Source organism: Flavonifractor sp. An82, from assembly GCF_002159265.1.
Classification (GTDB): Bacteria; Bacillota; Clostridia; order Oscillospirales; family Oscillospiraceae; genus Flavonifractor.
Map to the genome: position 1 here is coordinate 71,922 of NZ_NFHG01000010.1, position 13,315 is coordinate 85,236.

The following is a 13,315-nucleotide window of genomic DNA, read 5'->3' on the forward strand; positions in this document are numbered from 1 at the left end:
AAATATGCTATGAGTATCGCACAGAAGCAGACTGCCACACAGTCCCAGAAGCTGATGATCTTTGTCCTGTCCATGTCCCTGTACGGGCTGGCCACCCTGTTCACGGAGCTGATCCCCAAGTTCCAGGTGGGGGTCGTGGAGTTCTCCGTGGAGTACTTCCTGTTCATTCCCCTGACCCTGGCCATGCTGTTCGACCCCCTGTCCGCCGCCCTGGGCGCCGCCACCGGCGAGCTGGTGTTCAGCGAGATCATGCTGGGCCAGTTCGGTGGCCTGGGCGAGCTGGAGAAGTTCCTTACCGTCACCATCGGCGTGTACATCGCCGGCCGGCTGGTGAAGGACCCCAGGAACCGCGCCCTGGTGGGCGTGGCCGCCATCACCGGCACCGCCGCGCAGCTGCTGATGGGAACCGCGGTGGACATCCTGAAGGTCCAGCTGGCGGTGGAGGACTTCGAGGCTGTGGCCGGCCTGCCTGAGAGCGTGTTCGCCACCGAGGGCTTCGCCTTCCTCAATGACCTGCTGTTCTCCGGCATCCTGTTCTGCCTGCTGCCCACTCTGTACCTGGTACCCAAGCTGTACGGCAAGATCGAGCCCCTGCTGGGCATGGCTCCCCGCACCCCGGACAGCGCCGTCAGCGGCATCAGCCCCAAGGCCCTGGCCGTGTGCGCCGTCGGCTTTGTGTGCGCCATCGTGGCCGAGCTGGCCGCCACCGCCGGCATGTCCCTCATCGACTGGGAGGCCGAGTGGGCGGAGAGCGGCACCGCCATGGCCGTGGGCATGGTAGCGGCCGCCGCGGTGGCCATCATCGCCCTGCTGGTCATCAAAAAGAACGCCGGGAAAAAGGCCGCGGTGAACTGACATGAACGCGGTTGAGATCGACGGCCTGACCTATACCTACCCAGGCGCCCCTCAGCCCACCCTGAAAGAGATCTCCCTTCAGATCGAGAAAGGGGACTTCCTGGCGGTCGTTGGCAACAACGGCTGCGGGAAGTCCACTTTGTGTAAGGCCCTCAACGGCCTGATCCCCCACTTTATCACGGGGACCATGGAGGGAAGCGTGCGGGTGGAGGGGCTTGACACCCGGGAGAGCGACGTGGGCGTCCTGGCCCAGAAGGTGGGCTATGTATATCAGGACTTTGAAAACCAGATCGTCCGGCCCACCGTGCTGGACGACGCCTCCTATGCCTGCCTGAACTACGCCTTCCCCGACTACCTGGCGCGGGGCAGGACTGCTTTGCGGCAGTGCGGTCTGGAGGGCAGGGAGGAGGAATATGTCTGGCAGCTCTCCGGCGGTCAGACCCACCTGCTGGCCCTGGCCGGCGCGGTGTCCCTCCAGCCGGACATCCTGATCCTGGACGAGCCCATCGCCCAGCTGGACCCCATGCACGCCGACCGGATCTACGAGGTTCTCCGGGATCTGAATGAGAACCAAGGTAAGACCATCATCGTCATCGAGCACCACACCGAGTACATCGCCGACTACTGCAAGCATGTGATGCTCATGAAGGACGGCCAGGTCTGCTGGATGCTGCCCACGGAGGACGCCCTCCAGCGGGTGGAGGAGCTGGAGGAATGCAACATTTTCCCGCCCCAGGTGACCCAGGCGGCCCACCGGCTACGGAGGGCAGGCCGTCTTCCGACGGACATCCCCCTGCCCACCACCGTGGAAGAAGGAAAGACCGCCTTCTCCCAGCTGCGGTATGTGCCGGGTGCGCCCCGGCGGACGCCGGAGGCCACCAGTGAGGCGGCGGTATCCTTTCAGAACGTGTCTCTCTCCTACCGCTCGGTGAAGGGAGAGCCTCGCACGGTCTTTCAGGATTTGAATCTGACCATCCGTAGGGGGGAGAAGGTGGCCCTGATCGGCTCCAATGGGGCGGGCAAGTCTACCCTCATGAAGCTGATGGTGGGACTGCTGCGACCTAATGGCGGCACGGTTTCCCTCTTCGGGGAGGCCATTGGGGACAAAAAGGCAGAGGATCTGTCCCGGCAGATCTCCTTGGTGTATCAGAACCCGGAGGAGATGTTCATCAAGGATTCCATCCGCGCCGACATCGCCTACGCCATGGAGGTACGGAACATTCCGGAGTGGGAAAAACGCACTGCGGAGCTGCTGGAGCGGTTCCGGCTATCAGAGCTGGCAGACCGGGACGGCCGCCTCATGTCCGGCGGCCAGATGCGCCGGGCCAGCCTGGCCATCGGCGTCGCCCTGAATCCCGGCGTCCTGCTGCTGGACGAGCCCACCGCAAACCTGGACATCGCCACCCGGCGCGAGATCATGGCCGTTCTGGACGACATGAAGGACATCATCCAAACCGCCGTCATCGCCACCCACGACATGCAGCTGGTGTGCCAGTGGGCGGAGCGGATCGTGGTCCTGTGGGACGGCAAGGTGGTGGCGGACGGCCCCAGGGATGAGATCTTCGCCCGGGCCGATGTGGTGGAACAGGTGGGCATCCGCCCGCCGGAGATCTTCACCATGGGGCAGGCCCTGGACCGCCGGGCCCTGTGTTATACCGTCGAGGAATTTTTATCGTCCTTTCAGGAGGCGTGACTGCTGTGGAAAAATTGACTGCCAAACTGTCGGAGAGCATTCTGGATAAATTCTCCATGGACTTTCTCCGCAATCAGGTGCTGAAGAACGCCTATGGCAACGACGATACCGTCATTGCCGCCCTGGACCCCCGCGTCTTGCTGGCCTGGTATTTGTTCTTCGGCCTGGTCCCCTGGTTCGTAAACGACATCCCGTTCCTGCTGGGGTGCTTCCTGCTGGTGATGGGCACCACCATCCTGGCCCGGGTGGCGGGGCTGGTGCTGTTTCTCTTCGCCCTGGGGGTCTTCTCCCAGACGGGGTATCTCTTCGTGGTGACTCTTCTCTTCGGCGGGGACGCCTCTGCCATTGCCCCTCTGCTGACCCTCACCTTGAAGGTGGCCACCATCTCCCTGGCCTCGGTGACCGTGTTCTCCGGCCTGGACCCGGATAAGCTGTCCAACGGCCTCATGTGGTACGGCTGCCCGGAGCGGCTGAGCTTCTCCATCTCCTACGCCTACCGGATGCTGCCCATGCTGATGGAGGAGTTTCAGAACGTGCTCCTCTCCTACCGGCTCCGGGGCAATCCCCCCGCCCACGAGACCCTGGGGGGCAAGATCAGGTACCTGATCTATCAGGTGAAGATCATCATGCATTCCTTCTACCCCCTGATGCTCAACACCGCCAAGCGCTCCCGCACCACGGTGGAGGCCCTGGAGCTGCGGGGGTACCGGTACGCGGCGGTGAACAAGTCGGTGAAGAAGATCAAGCTGGCATCCCTGAAAGTATCCTGCAATGACGGGATCTTCCTTGCGGTTTCCCTGCTGGTGGTGGCGGTGGCGGTTCTGATCTCTACATTGCTGTAAGAAAGAAGGGTTTCTCTTGCGCCTGGATTTTCACACTCACGGGAAGCTGGCCAAAAAGCTCCCGTTTTCCACCGCCTACACCGACTGGCTCTTCGGCGAGGCCAGAGCTGCCGGCCTGGACGCCCTGTGCCTGACGGAGCACTTCAACACCCTCCAGTTCGCCGACGTATATGGCTACATCGCCTCGGTGAGCCGCAGAACGGGGGACACCCTGGAGCTGGAAAACGGCCTGAAAATTTTTCCCGGCATGGAGACGGATGTGGCGGAAGGCGGCCACATCCTGTCCGTCGGACCCCTGGAGGCCATTCTGGAGCTGAACCGCCGGCTGGAGCCCAACAAGGAGAAGGGCTCCTTCCTCCCCTTCCAGCGGCTGATGGACCTGTTTGAGGAGTACCCGGTGGTGGTGGGCTGCGGCCACCCCTTCCGCGCCCCTGGCCATGTGCCCGAGCTGCCGGAGGAGCAGCTGCGCCGCCTGAAATTTCTGGACCTGAACGGCAAGGACCTGGCCCTGGACCAGGCGCGCACCGAGCGGCTCACCTACGCCCTGGGGAGAAGGCTGGACATCCCCGTGGTGTCCGGCAGCGACACCCACCAGGCGGTGCAGTACGGCTGCGTCACCACCGTGTTTGAGCGGGAGTGCAACACCATCCCGGCCCTCTATGAGGAGATGCGGGAGGGCCGCTATGCCATCCGCCTGGCGGACACCGCCCCCTTCCAGGTGCGCACCGCCTGCCTGCTGAAGCGGTCGTTAAAGGAGATCCACGCCCTGGGGGGCGACTATGTGTCCATCCTGACCCAGGGGGCTGCCGTATGAATGACCAAATCGTAACGCTGGAGGAACAGGCCGTTCAGGCAGTGCGGGAGGCGGGAGCCCTCCTGGCCGACCCCGCCGCCGTCCGCAGCATCCGGGCCAAAAGCAAGACGGACTATGTCACCAATGTGGATGTGGCGGTACAGGAGTTTCTGCGGGAGCGCCTGGCGGCCCTGGCCCCGGACATCCAGTTCATGGGGGAGGAACAAGACAACCGCCCCCTGGACTGGAGCCGCCCCTGCTGGATCTTGGACCCGGTGGACGGCACCACCAACCTGATCCACCGCTTCCGGCACAGCGCCGTCTCTCTGGCCCTGGCGGAGGGTGGACAAATCCGCCTCGGTGTGGTATATAATCCCTACAGCGGCGAGTGCTTTACCGCCAGGCGGGGGCTGGGCGCCTTTTGCAATGGCAGTCCCATTCGTGTAAGCGGCACAGATCGCCTGGGGGACAGCCTCCTCTCGGTGGGGACAGTCCCGGGCTGCCGGGAGCTGGCCGACACGGCGTTTCGCCAGATGCGGGACTTGTACGACGCCTGCCAGGATATCCGGCGGACAGGCTGTGCCAGCCTGGATCTGTGCTGGGTGGCCTGCGGCCGCCTGGAGGGCTATGTGGAGCTCTCCCTCCAGCCCTGGGACTATGCCGCCGGGCTTCTGCTGGTGGAGGAGGCAGGAGGGCGGGTCACCGCCCCGGACGGAAGCCCCCTCTCCCTGTGTCAGGGCGGGCCCCTGCTGGCCACCAACGGCAGGCTGCACACCGCCATGCAATCTCTCTTGAAGTGAGGACACCCATATGGACCTGCGCCTTTCCACCCCGGCCGGGGAGCTGACCCGGGCGGAGCAGAAGATCTTGGACTATATCAACACCAACACCGACGCCTTTCTGTTTTCTTCCATCGGGCAGCTGGCCCAGCAGCTGGAGCTGTCTGACGCCACCGTCTCCCGGTTTGCCCGGCACGTGGGCTGCCGGGACTTCAAGGCCCTGAAGGCTCTGGTGATGGAACAGGCTTCCGGCCCCGCAGTGAAAATGGCGGGGACCCTGCAGCAGGAGGAGAGCTTTTCCCCCCAGAGCTGGCTGACGCGCCAGCAGGAGTATCTGGAAAAGACCGCTCAGCTCCTCTCCACCCAGGAGTTTAAGACAGCGGTGGAGGCCATCTGCTCGGCCCGGACGGTATTTCTCCACGGGAAAAACGCCTCGGCCGCCCTGGCGCAGCTCCTCCACTTCCGTCTGCGCCGAGTGGGCGTGCGCGTGTCGCTGCTGCCCTCCGGGGGCGCGGAGCTGCTGGAGGGGCTGATCCAGGCCGGGCCGGAGGACCTGGTGGTGCTGTTCAGCTTTTCCAAGCTCTCCCGGGAGGGCCACGTTCTTCTGAATCATAGCCGGGCCGCCGGCTATCGGACCCTGGCTTTTGTGGGCCGCACCTGTCTTCCTGCAGAGGAGCGGGCGGATATCAGCCTGTTCGCTTACCGGGGTAGAGAAAAAGAATACCACTCCATGGCGGCTCCCGCCGCCCTGCTGGACGCCTTGGCCGTGGCGGTGGCAGAACGGTTAGGCTTCGAGGGCACAAATCGTCTCCAGGCGCTGCACCAAATGAAAAAGGATTATTTCCCAGACGGATGAACGCATCCCCCATGCGCACACATGGGGGATGCGTTCATTTTCCGGGATGTCTCACGGATTTTACACGCATTTTACTGTGCTGTGGTAGTGGACATAGACCAGCTGTGATATGGTAAATTAGGCTTATTTTATATATTTCGTGGGCGGGTTTGCGCTGCCTGCGCGCCACATTGGGAAAGGAAGGATCTGTTGCTATGAAACGCACGGTTTTATCCGTATGTATCCTGGCATTGGCATTGATTCTGACGGCCTGCAGTCCGACGCTGTCTGACAGCACAGCCTCCGCCGACAATTCCTCCGGCGGAGAACACACTTTCAATTATGGCGGAGATGTGACCCTGCGCATCCTCTCCGGCTCGGAGAACCAGGAGCTGGAGGGCATCCTGGATGACTTTGCCCGGGAACGGGGCGTGAACATCGAGATGGAGTACCAGGGCTCCCTGGATATCATGCGGACCCTCCAGGGGGAAACGGTGGACTATGATGCGGTGTGGCCGGCCAGCAGCCTGTGGCTCACCGCCGGAGACACCCAGTACCGGGTAAAGCACGCCCAGTCCATTTCCATCACCCCGGTGGTATTCGGAATCCGCCAGGGGTTAGCCGAGGAGCTGGGTTTCGTGGGCACGGAGGTGTCGGTCAGCGACCTGCTCTCCGCCATCCAGTCCGGGAAGCTGAACTTCTGCATGACCTCCGCCACCCAGTCCAACTCCGGGTGTAGCGCCTACATCGGCTTTCTCTATGCCCTGCTGGGCAATCCAGATGTGATCACATCGGAGAGCCTCCAGACTCCCGGTCTCTCGGAACAGATCACCCAACTGCTCTCCGGCGTAGACCGGTCCTCCGGCAGCTCCGACTGGCTGAAGGACCTATTTCTCACCGGCGGCTATGACGCCATGGTGAACTATGAGTGCCTTATCATCAGCGCCAATCAGGAACTGGAGGCCCGTGGGGAGGAGACCCTGTATGCCGTCTACCCCTATGACGGTCTCTCCATTGCCGATTCTCCCCTGGGCTATGTGGACAACGGGGACACCGAGAAGGAACAGGCCTTTCTGGATTTACAGGAGTATCTCCTGTCCGACGAGGTGCAAAACGAGATCCAGCGCACAGGCCGCCGCACCGGGTACGAGGGGGTATCCGAGGAGAACCGGGATGTGTTCCGTACCGACTGGGGCATCCAGCCAGACCGGGTGCTCTCCCCCATCCGGATGCCGTCCACCGAGGTGCTGATGGAGTGCCTGAACCTGTACCAGACGGAATTCCGCAAGCCCTCCCTCACCGTATATTGTCTGGACTACTCCGGAAGTATGGAGGGAACAGGCCGGGAGCAGATGGTGGAGGCCATGAGCCAGATCCTCATTCAGGAGAACGCGGAGAAGAATCTGCTCCAGGCCTCGGCGCATGAGGTCAATATCCTCATCCCCTTCGAGGGCTACCCCCGGGACGTCTACACCGCCGTTGGGAATGGAGGGGAACTGGAAACCCTCTATACTCAGGTGGAGGCGGAGGAGGCCGTGGGCGGCACCGACATCTATTATGCCGCCATGGAGGGCCTGCGGCAGCTGGATGACTATGATCTGAGCCAATACACCCCCGCCATCATCCTGCTGACAGACGGAGTGTCTGATGGGAGTTTTTCCGACTTCCGGGACGGCTACGAGGCCTTTGGGGCGGATGTGCCGGTGTTCTCCATCATGTTCGGCTCCGCCGACCCCACCCAGCTGGAGGAGCTGGCAGAGCTGACTCACGCGCGGGTCTTTGACGGACGGGAGGATCTGATCGGGGCCTTCCGCAGTGTGAAGGGGTACAACTGAGATGAAAAAAGGACAGCTGCGGCAGCTGGTACTGTCGCTGGGGGCGGGAATCGCGGTCTTTCTGGTTCTGGCACTGGCCCTCCGATGGAGTTTCCTCTTCAGCGCCGCGCTGGGGGTGGGAATCTATCTGGGCCTGTGGTTTCTGCTGACCCCCAAGGCAGACCCCGTCACCCTCTATTTCGCCAAGCGGCCAGACGGCGGCGAGATGCAGGCCCTGATGGAGGAGGCGGCGCGGGATCTGAGAGCCATCCGGTCGGCCGCCGGCCGCATCACAGACGTCCGGACCCATGAGGACGCCCTGGCCCTCACGGAGACGGGGGATCGCCTCTACCGGTATCTCCGGGAGCATCCGGAGAAGATCCCGTCGGCCAACCGCTTCCTCACCTACTACCTGGACACGGTGGGCCGGATCTTGGGGCAGTATGTGAAGTTCCAGGAGGCCGGGCTGGGGACTTCCGAGGTGCGAGAGTTCCAGCGGAAGGTGCGGGCCATCCTGCCCAAGCTGAAAACTGGATTCGAGGCACAGCTCAGTCAGCTGATGGCCTCGGAGCGGTTTGACGCGGAGGCGGATATGAAGGTCATGGAGGGCCTGCTGAACACGGAGGGATTCCAATGGGAAGCAAATCAAAATGGATCGGTCTGATCATCCTGCTGGCCGTCATCGGGGCGGCGGCGGTCTATCTGTTGCTGGGAGGCGGCCCCCAGCCGGAGCCCGCTGTCCTGCGGGGCTATGTGGGGGGCGAGAAGATCGGCCTGCTGGAGGACGAGGCGGTACAGGACATCCTGGATCGGAACTACGGGCTCACCCTGGACTATGCCAAGGCAGGTTCCCTGGACATGGTAACGGCGGATCACGAGGGCCGGAATTTCCTCTTTCCCTCCAGCCAGACCGCCCTGGAGTATTACCAGCAGCTCTACGGCGCGCCGGACAGGAGCCAGATCGTGTTCAACACCCCCATCGTCCTCTATACCCACCGGCCCATCCTGGATGCGTTCCAGAAAGAGGGGCTGGTGACGGAGCGGGATGGGGTGTACTATATGGATATGGCCGGCCTGGTGGCGGAGATCGAGGCGGGCACCGCCTGGGCGGACCTGGGGCTCCCGGAGCTCTACGGCACCGTGGCTGTCAACACTACCGACCCCGTGCGCTCCAACTCCGGGAATATGTTCGCGGGGCTGCTGGCCAATGTGCTGTGCGGCGGGGTGGCGGATGAGGACAGCGTGGAGGCGGTGTTGCCCCGCTTGCAGGCCATCTTCGAGAAGTTGGGCTATATGGAGGCGTCCTCCTCCGACCTCTTCGACCAGTTCCTCAAGACCGGCATGGGGGCCAAGCCCATGATCGCCGGCTATGAAAACCAACTGCTGGAGTTCGCCGTGGAGAACCCGGAGGACTGGGAACAGCTGAAGGATGACATCGTGCTGATCTATCCCACACCCACCGTCTGGTCCTCCCATATCTACATCGCCCTGGACGAGGCGGGGGAGGCGGGCATCGACGCCCTGATGGACGAGGAGATCCAGCGCCTGGCCTGGGAAAACCACGGTTTCCGTACCGAGGTATCCGGGACGGGCGCCGACGAAGACCACTTCGGCGTCCCCCACCTGGCCGCGGAGATCACCCAGGTGGCCGCCATGCCCAGCTACGCCGCCATGGAGAAGATCATTGCCGCGCTGTCGTGAACGTAAATTTTACCGCAGGGCTGGATAGTTGCGCTGTGCAAAGGGAGGAATTTTCACAGATGGATGGGCTTATCGTCTATGGCAGCAAATACGGCACGACCCGCCGGTATGCGGAGGAGCTCTCCCGGCTCACCGGCCTATCCGCCATCCCCTGTGGGGAGTTCCACAGGCTGGCTGAGGGGAGTATCCTCGTCTATCTTGGGGCGCTCTATGCCGGCGGGGTGCTGGGGCTCAAGCAGACAATGAAAGTTCTTTCCCTCCGGGAGGGCCAGCGGCTGATTGTGGCCACTGTGGGTCTGGCCGACCCCGGGGAGCCGCAGAACCGGGCGCATATCCTCGTATCCCTGAAACGGCAGATGTCTCCAGAGCTATTCTCTCAGGCTATCTTCTTCCACCTCCGGGGCGGCATTGACTATGCCGTTCTGTCCCCACGTCACCGGGCCATGATGGCCGCCATGTGTTTCTCCCTGCGGAGTAAACCGGCGCGACAGAGGTCCGGTGAGGACCAGGCGCTACTGGAGACTTACGGAAAACAGGTGGACTTTACCGATTTCTCCGCACTGGTTCCCATCGCCGACGAAATCCTGCGCGGATAAGATATACCAGGAAAGAAGTGCCTCTGATCAGAGCGGCCGATGAGCATCTGATCGCGTATAGGGAGCAATGACTCAATCCCGTTTGTATCCCATAAAAGGATCACCCCGAAAATTATCCACCAAAAGAGCACAAGTCAGCCGTTCAGAGCAAAAAGCTGGGCCAACGATTTCGTTGGCCCAGCTATTCTATCAAGCGTGGTACGATAGTCAGGGTGAAAATATGTGTTCATCCACTAAAAACGCAACTCTTTATGCTGTAAGAATTTAATCCGACCACCGTGCTTTTCTGATCCAGGGGCAGTTCATCTCCATCCACCGTGAAGATCGCGCCGCCGGCCTCCTCCAGGATGATCCGCGCCGCGTTGTGGTCCCAGGGGGAGGAGCGCATGGTGACGAACAGATCCGCCCGGCCGGCAGCCACCTCACACAGCTCCAGGGCCACGGAGCCGAGGCACCGGACTCCCCGTACCTTCCGGGAGAGCCGGATCATCCGCTCCTGATAGGGATGGGGTTCCAGAAAGGTGTATTGCAGGCCCGGCGTTGTCAGCAACAGCTCCGAAAGCTCCCGCCGGACGGAGGTGTGGATCGGCGTCTGATCCTGCCACGCACCGCCGCCGTGCTTTCCCCAGTACAGCGTTTCCCGCTCCACGTCCAGCACCAGGCCGAACAGCGGGTCGGCGCCTTCCCAGCACCCCATAGAGATTGCGTAGTTCTGGTGCTGATTGATAAAATTAGTCGTCCCGTCAATGGGATCCAGATACCAGGTAACTTTCCTGTCACAGTTTTCCTGCGGTGGATATTCCTCGCCCACAATGGAGTCCTGTGGAAACGCTGTCAGGATCGAATGGCGGAGCTGCTGTTCGATTTTGCGATCCCAAAAGGTGACAAGATCCTGGTGGCCCGTCTTCTGGCTGATTTCTGCCTGCTCCAAATGGCACCGGCGCAGGATCTTACCAGCCTCCTGAATGATCTCCGCCGCCACATCAAACCGCTCCATTCTTCACCTTCTTTCTGCTGTTTGCTTTTCATCAAACCACATTTCGTGAGTCCTGTCAAGGCGGCCTCACCAGATCGCCCGCATGTCTGCGTTTTTCAGCGCAGACACCGGACTATGCATCTGGATATAGCGGGCAGTGAGATCCGGCATCTCCACGCCGCCACGCCACAGAACCGGACACTTCCGCAGGATCTCATAGCCCCCTGTTCCTGTGGCCCGGTAGTTGCTGGTGCACAGGCGGAAGGTTCCGTCCCCCAGCGGAGAGCCGTCCAGTTTCGTCAGCTGGACCACCCGGCTTCCAACGGGCCGGCGCAGATCGAAGGTGTATGCCAGGCCGGCGTAAAAATCGTAATTGTAGTGCTCCACCTTGGGGAGCAGGAACTCCTGGGAGATCTGCGGCTGCCCATCCACCAGGGTGAAGTAGGCGGCGCACCGCTCCATGGTCTGCCTCAGCACCTCTCCCGTCACCTCCAGCACCACCAAGGTATTGGCAAAGAGATAGGCGGCCGTCACGCCCCGCATGGTCACTGGAGAGGCCAGTCCCACCGGGTCGTTCCCCAGGCTGGTGCAGGAGAAGTCCGCCCCAGTCTCCGCCAGCTGCACTTGGTTGAACAGGGCGGCCACCTGACTGCCATAAAGAGCCGCTTCCAACTTTCCCTCCGGAGGGATGGGCTGGGATAATACACCAATGGGCTGGTCCAGCCAGTGCTGAACGGCATTTTCCAGAGGAAGCAAACTCTGATAGGGCTCCGCCGGATGTGTTCCGCCCACTGGGATCAGATTGGATTGAAAACGACTTTTCGCTCCATCCCACTGGCCAACCATGTGGAGAAACTGCCCCGCGTTGGCCGGGGGCTGTGTCGCATAGGTGCCGGACAAATTCACACCCTCCACCGCCATGTGTTGGTGGCCGGTAAGGAGCAGATCGAAGTCCAGATCCCGGGCAATTTTACAGGCAATATTCTCCCCGCTGTCTGAAAGCAGCTGCCCGGTCGCCAGATCCTCTTCAAAGCCCCCGTGGTAGATACATACGCACACGTCGCACTGGTCTCGGAGTGCGGCGCAGGCCGCCCGGGCCGCCCGGAAGGCGTCTGTGATCCGAATCCGCTCCAGATTCTGCGGCTGCTCCCAGATGTTCACGAAATCCGTGACCACGCCGGTAATGCCAATGCGCAGCCCATTGTCCAGGGTGTGCACCGCCCAGGGCCGGATGCGCAACTGCCCACCCAAGTCCTCCACATTCGTACACAAGCACACGCCATCCATGGCCTCCAGATATTCCCGGAGGGCCTCATAGCCGAAGTTGAAGTCGTGGTTGCCCAGGGTGAAGTAGTCCAGGCCCATGGCGTTGAAGGCGGCGGCCACCGGGTGGATGGGCCACTCCCCCCGGTGCTCCAGGTAGTACTGAGTCAGCGGCGTTCCCTGGAGGGCGTCGCCGCCGTCCAGCACCAGGGTGTTCCCATCCTTTTCAACCTGAGAGGCCAGATTCAGCAGTCCGGCATTTTCCGGGCTGTTGGAGGCATAGTTCACCGGGAATACATGGCCGTGGGTATCTGAGGTATAGTAGATTTGAAACGTCTTTTCCATACTTACCCCCTGGCCAGTTTGACCCGGATCTTGGTGGAGATCCACTCCACGATCAGCACCAGCACAATGAGGCCCGCCAGGATGGCGCCAGCCTCCTCCCAGCGGTAGGCGTTCATGGCGAAGATCAGCGGCGCACCGATGCCGCCTGCCCCCACCAGGCCCAGGACCGTGGCATCCCGCAGGTTGATGTCAAAGCGGTAGATGGCAGTGGAGGCAAAGTTGGGCATCAGCTGGGGCAGGATGCCGTAGCGGATCTTCTGCCAGGTGGTGCAGCCCGCCGCGTCCAGGGATTCCAGCACCCGCACATCCAGGTCCTCGATGGCCTCAATATACATCTTGCTCACCATGCCAACAGAGCATAGGGACATAGTCAGAAGTCCCGCAAAGGCGCCCGGCCCAGTGACCCGGATAAACATGAGTCCGTAGACAAAGGCGGGAACGGTGCGCACCGCCATGATGATGATTCGGCCCAGAAAGGCCACAGGCTTGGGGGTCAGGTTGGAGGCCGAGAGGAAGGCCAGGGGTATGGAGATGATAGCGCCTACAATGGTACCCAGGAACGCGATACAGATGGTTTCCAGCAGCAGATAGGGTACGCCCTGCGTGGTGAAATTGAACAGCAGGTCCGTGTCCGGATGAAAGATGCCAGCCAGGATGTTCCAGGCAATCGTGGCGCCGCTCTGGGTAGTCCCCGCCGTCTCCACGGCGGAGCCGCTCCAAATCAGCAGGGCTACGACCACCACGGCCACAGCCAGCTCAAAGACCCAGCGGCGGGGCCGCTGCTCATAGGCCGCTTCAATTCGGTTGTTCATAGCAGCCCCTC

13 protein-coding genes are annotated in these 13,315 nt (G+C 62.0%); 10 read left to right on the top strand and 3 right to left on the bottom strand.

Features of this window, described 5'->3' with window-relative positions:
* The first annotated feature begins 9 nt into the window (after nucleotides 1–9).
* From B5G34_RS11190 to B5G34_RS11235, 10 genes are all read left to right on the top strand, one after another.
* Entirely contained in the window at nucleotides 10–855 is an 846-nt protein-coding gene (locus tag B5G34_RS11190; RefSeq protein WP_087337301.1) for a cell division protein FtsQ, read from the top strand.
* A gap of 1 nt (nucleotide 856) precedes the next feature.
* Nucleotides 857–2,548, top strand: coding sequence for an energy-coupling factor transporter ATPase (locus B5G34_RS11195; protein WP_087337304.1), 1,692 nt, complete (start codon nucleotides 857–859; stop codon nucleotides 2,546–2,548).
* Nucleotides 2,549–2,553: 5 nt separating this feature from the next.
* Nucleotides 2,554–3,390 (top strand): energy-coupling factor transporter transmembrane component T, encoded by an 837-nt coding sequence (locus B5G34_RS11200; RefSeq protein ID WP_087337307.1) that lies wholly within the window; start codon nucleotides 2,554–2,556, stop codon nucleotides 3,388–3,390.
* A 16-nt stretch (nucleotides 3,391–3,406) separates the two neighbouring features.
* Nucleotides 3,407–4,204, top strand: a complete 798-nt coding sequence (locus B5G34_RS11205) for a PHP-associated domain-containing protein (protein WP_087337310.1) — start codon at nucleotides 3,407–3,409, stop codon at nucleotides 4,202–4,204.
* On the top strand, nucleotides 4,201–4,983 hold the full coding sequence (locus B5G34_RS11210; protein WP_087337313.1) for an inositol monophosphatase family protein: 783 nt from the start codon (nucleotides 4,201–4,203) through the stop codon (nucleotides 4,981–4,983). The genes B5G34_RS11205 and B5G34_RS11210 overlap by 4 nt, the downstream gene beginning before the upstream one ends.
* A 10-nt stretch (nucleotides 4,984–4,993) precedes the next feature.
* Nucleotides 4,994–5,818 carry a MurR/RpiR family transcriptional regulator gene (locus tag B5G34_RS11215; RefSeq protein ID WP_087337316.1) on the top strand — a complete coding sequence of 275 codons (825 nt, stop codon included), beginning with the start codon at nucleotides 4,994–4,996 and terminating at the stop codon, nucleotides 5,816–5,818.
* Nucleotides 5,819–6,012: 194 nt separating this feature from the next.
* Complete coding sequence (locus tag B5G34_RS11220) at nucleotides 6,013–7,632, top strand: VWA domain-containing protein (protein ID WP_087337319.1); 1,620 nt, start codon at nucleotides 6,013–6,015, stop codon at nucleotides 7,630–7,632.
* 1 nt (nucleotide 7,633) lies between these two features.
* Nucleotides 7,634–8,275: a 5-bromo-4-chloroindolyl phosphate hydrolysis family protein gene (locus B5G34_RS11225; protein ID WP_087337322.1), complete on the top strand. Its 642-nt coding sequence runs from the start codon at nucleotides 7,634–7,636 to the stop codon at nucleotides 8,273–8,275.
* Nucleotides 8,245–9,312: a hypothetical protein gene (locus B5G34_RS11230; protein WP_087337324.1), complete on the top strand. Its 1,068-nt coding sequence runs from the start codon at nucleotides 8,245–8,247 to the stop codon at nucleotides 9,310–9,312. The genes B5G34_RS11225 and B5G34_RS11230 overlap by 31 nt, the downstream gene beginning before the upstream one ends.
* 59 nt (nucleotides 9,313–9,371) lie before the next feature.
* A complete protein-coding gene (locus B5G34_RS11235; protein WP_087337329.1) occupies nucleotides 9,372–9,908 on the top strand; it encodes a flavodoxin domain-containing protein in 537 nt (178 codons plus the stop codon).
* A gap of 226 nt (nucleotides 9,909–10,134) precedes the next feature.
* Here B5G34_RS11235 and B5G34_RS11240 read toward each other — a convergent pair whose 3' ends face one another.
* The 3 genes from B5G34_RS11240 to phnE all read right to left on the bottom strand — a co-directional run bounded on the left by B5G34_RS11240 (nucleotide 10,135) and on the right by phnE (nucleotide 13,304).
* Nucleotides 10,135–10,905, bottom strand: a complete 771-nt coding sequence (locus B5G34_RS11240; protein ID WP_087337332.1) for an inositol monophosphatase family protein — start codon at nucleotides 10,903–10,905, stop codon at nucleotides 10,135–10,137.
* A 66-nt stretch (nucleotides 10,906–10,971) separates the two neighbouring features.
* Nucleotides 10,972–12,492: a bifunctional UDP-sugar hydrolase/5'-nucleotidase gene (locus B5G34_RS11245; protein WP_087337335.1), complete on the bottom strand. Its 1,521-nt coding sequence runs from the start codon at nucleotides 12,490–12,492 to the stop codon at nucleotides 10,972–10,974.
* A 2-nt stretch (nucleotides 12,493–12,494) separates the two neighbouring features.
* The gene (gene phnE, locus B5G34_RS11250) at nucleotides 12,495–13,304 is read right to left on the bottom strand and encodes a phosphonate ABC transporter, permease protein PhnE (RefSeq protein WP_087337338.1); all 810 of its coding nucleotides are present in this window, start codon (nucleotides 13,302–13,304) and stop codon (nucleotides 12,495–12,497) included.
* Nucleotides 13,305–13,315: the final 11 nt, after the last annotated feature.

Excerpts from the sequence above, each read along its gene's own strand:
- B5G34_RS11190 (WP_087337301.1), top strand. The coding sequence starts at position 10 with ATGAGTATCGCACAGAAGCAGACTGCCACACAGTCCCAGAAGCTGATG.
- B5G34_RS11195 (WP_087337304.1), top strand. The coding sequence starts at position 857 with ATGAACGCGGTTGAGATCGACGGCCTGACCTATACCTACCCAGGCGCC.
- B5G34_RS11210 (WP_087337313.1), top strand. The coding sequence starts at position 4,201 with ATGAATGACCAAATCGTAACGCTGGAGGAACAGGCCGTTCAGGCAGTG.
- B5G34_RS11215 (WP_087337316.1), top strand. The coding sequence starts at position 4,994 with ATGGACCTGCGCCTTTCCACCCCGGCCGGGGAGCTGACCCGGGCGGAG.
- B5G34_RS11220 (WP_087337319.1), top strand. The coding sequence starts at position 6,013 with ATGAAACGCACGGTTTTATCCGTATGTATCCTGGCATTGGCATTGATT.
- B5G34_RS11225 (WP_087337322.1), top strand. The coding sequence starts at position 7,634 with ATGAAAAAAGGACAGCTGCGGCAGCTGGTACTGTCGCTGGGGGCGGGA.
- B5G34_RS11230 (WP_087337324.1), top strand. The coding sequence starts at position 8,245 with ATGGGAAGCAAATCAAAATGGATCGGTCTGATCATCCTGCTGGCCGTC.
- B5G34_RS11235 (WP_087337329.1), top strand. The coding sequence starts at position 9,372 with ATGGATGGGCTTATCGTCTATGGCAGCAAATACGGCACGACCCGCCGG.
- B5G34_RS11240 (WP_087337332.1), bottom strand. The coding sequence starts at position 10,905 with ATGGAGCGGTTTGATGTGGCGGCGGAGATCATTCAGGAGGCTGGTAAG.
- B5G34_RS11245 (WP_087337335.1), bottom strand. The coding sequence starts at position 12,492 with ATGGAAAAGACGTTTCAAATCTACTATACCTCAGATACCCACGGCCAT.
- phnE (WP_087337338.1), bottom strand. The coding sequence starts at position 13,304 with ATGAACAACCGAATTGAAGCGGCCTATGAGCAGCGGCCCCGCCGCTGG.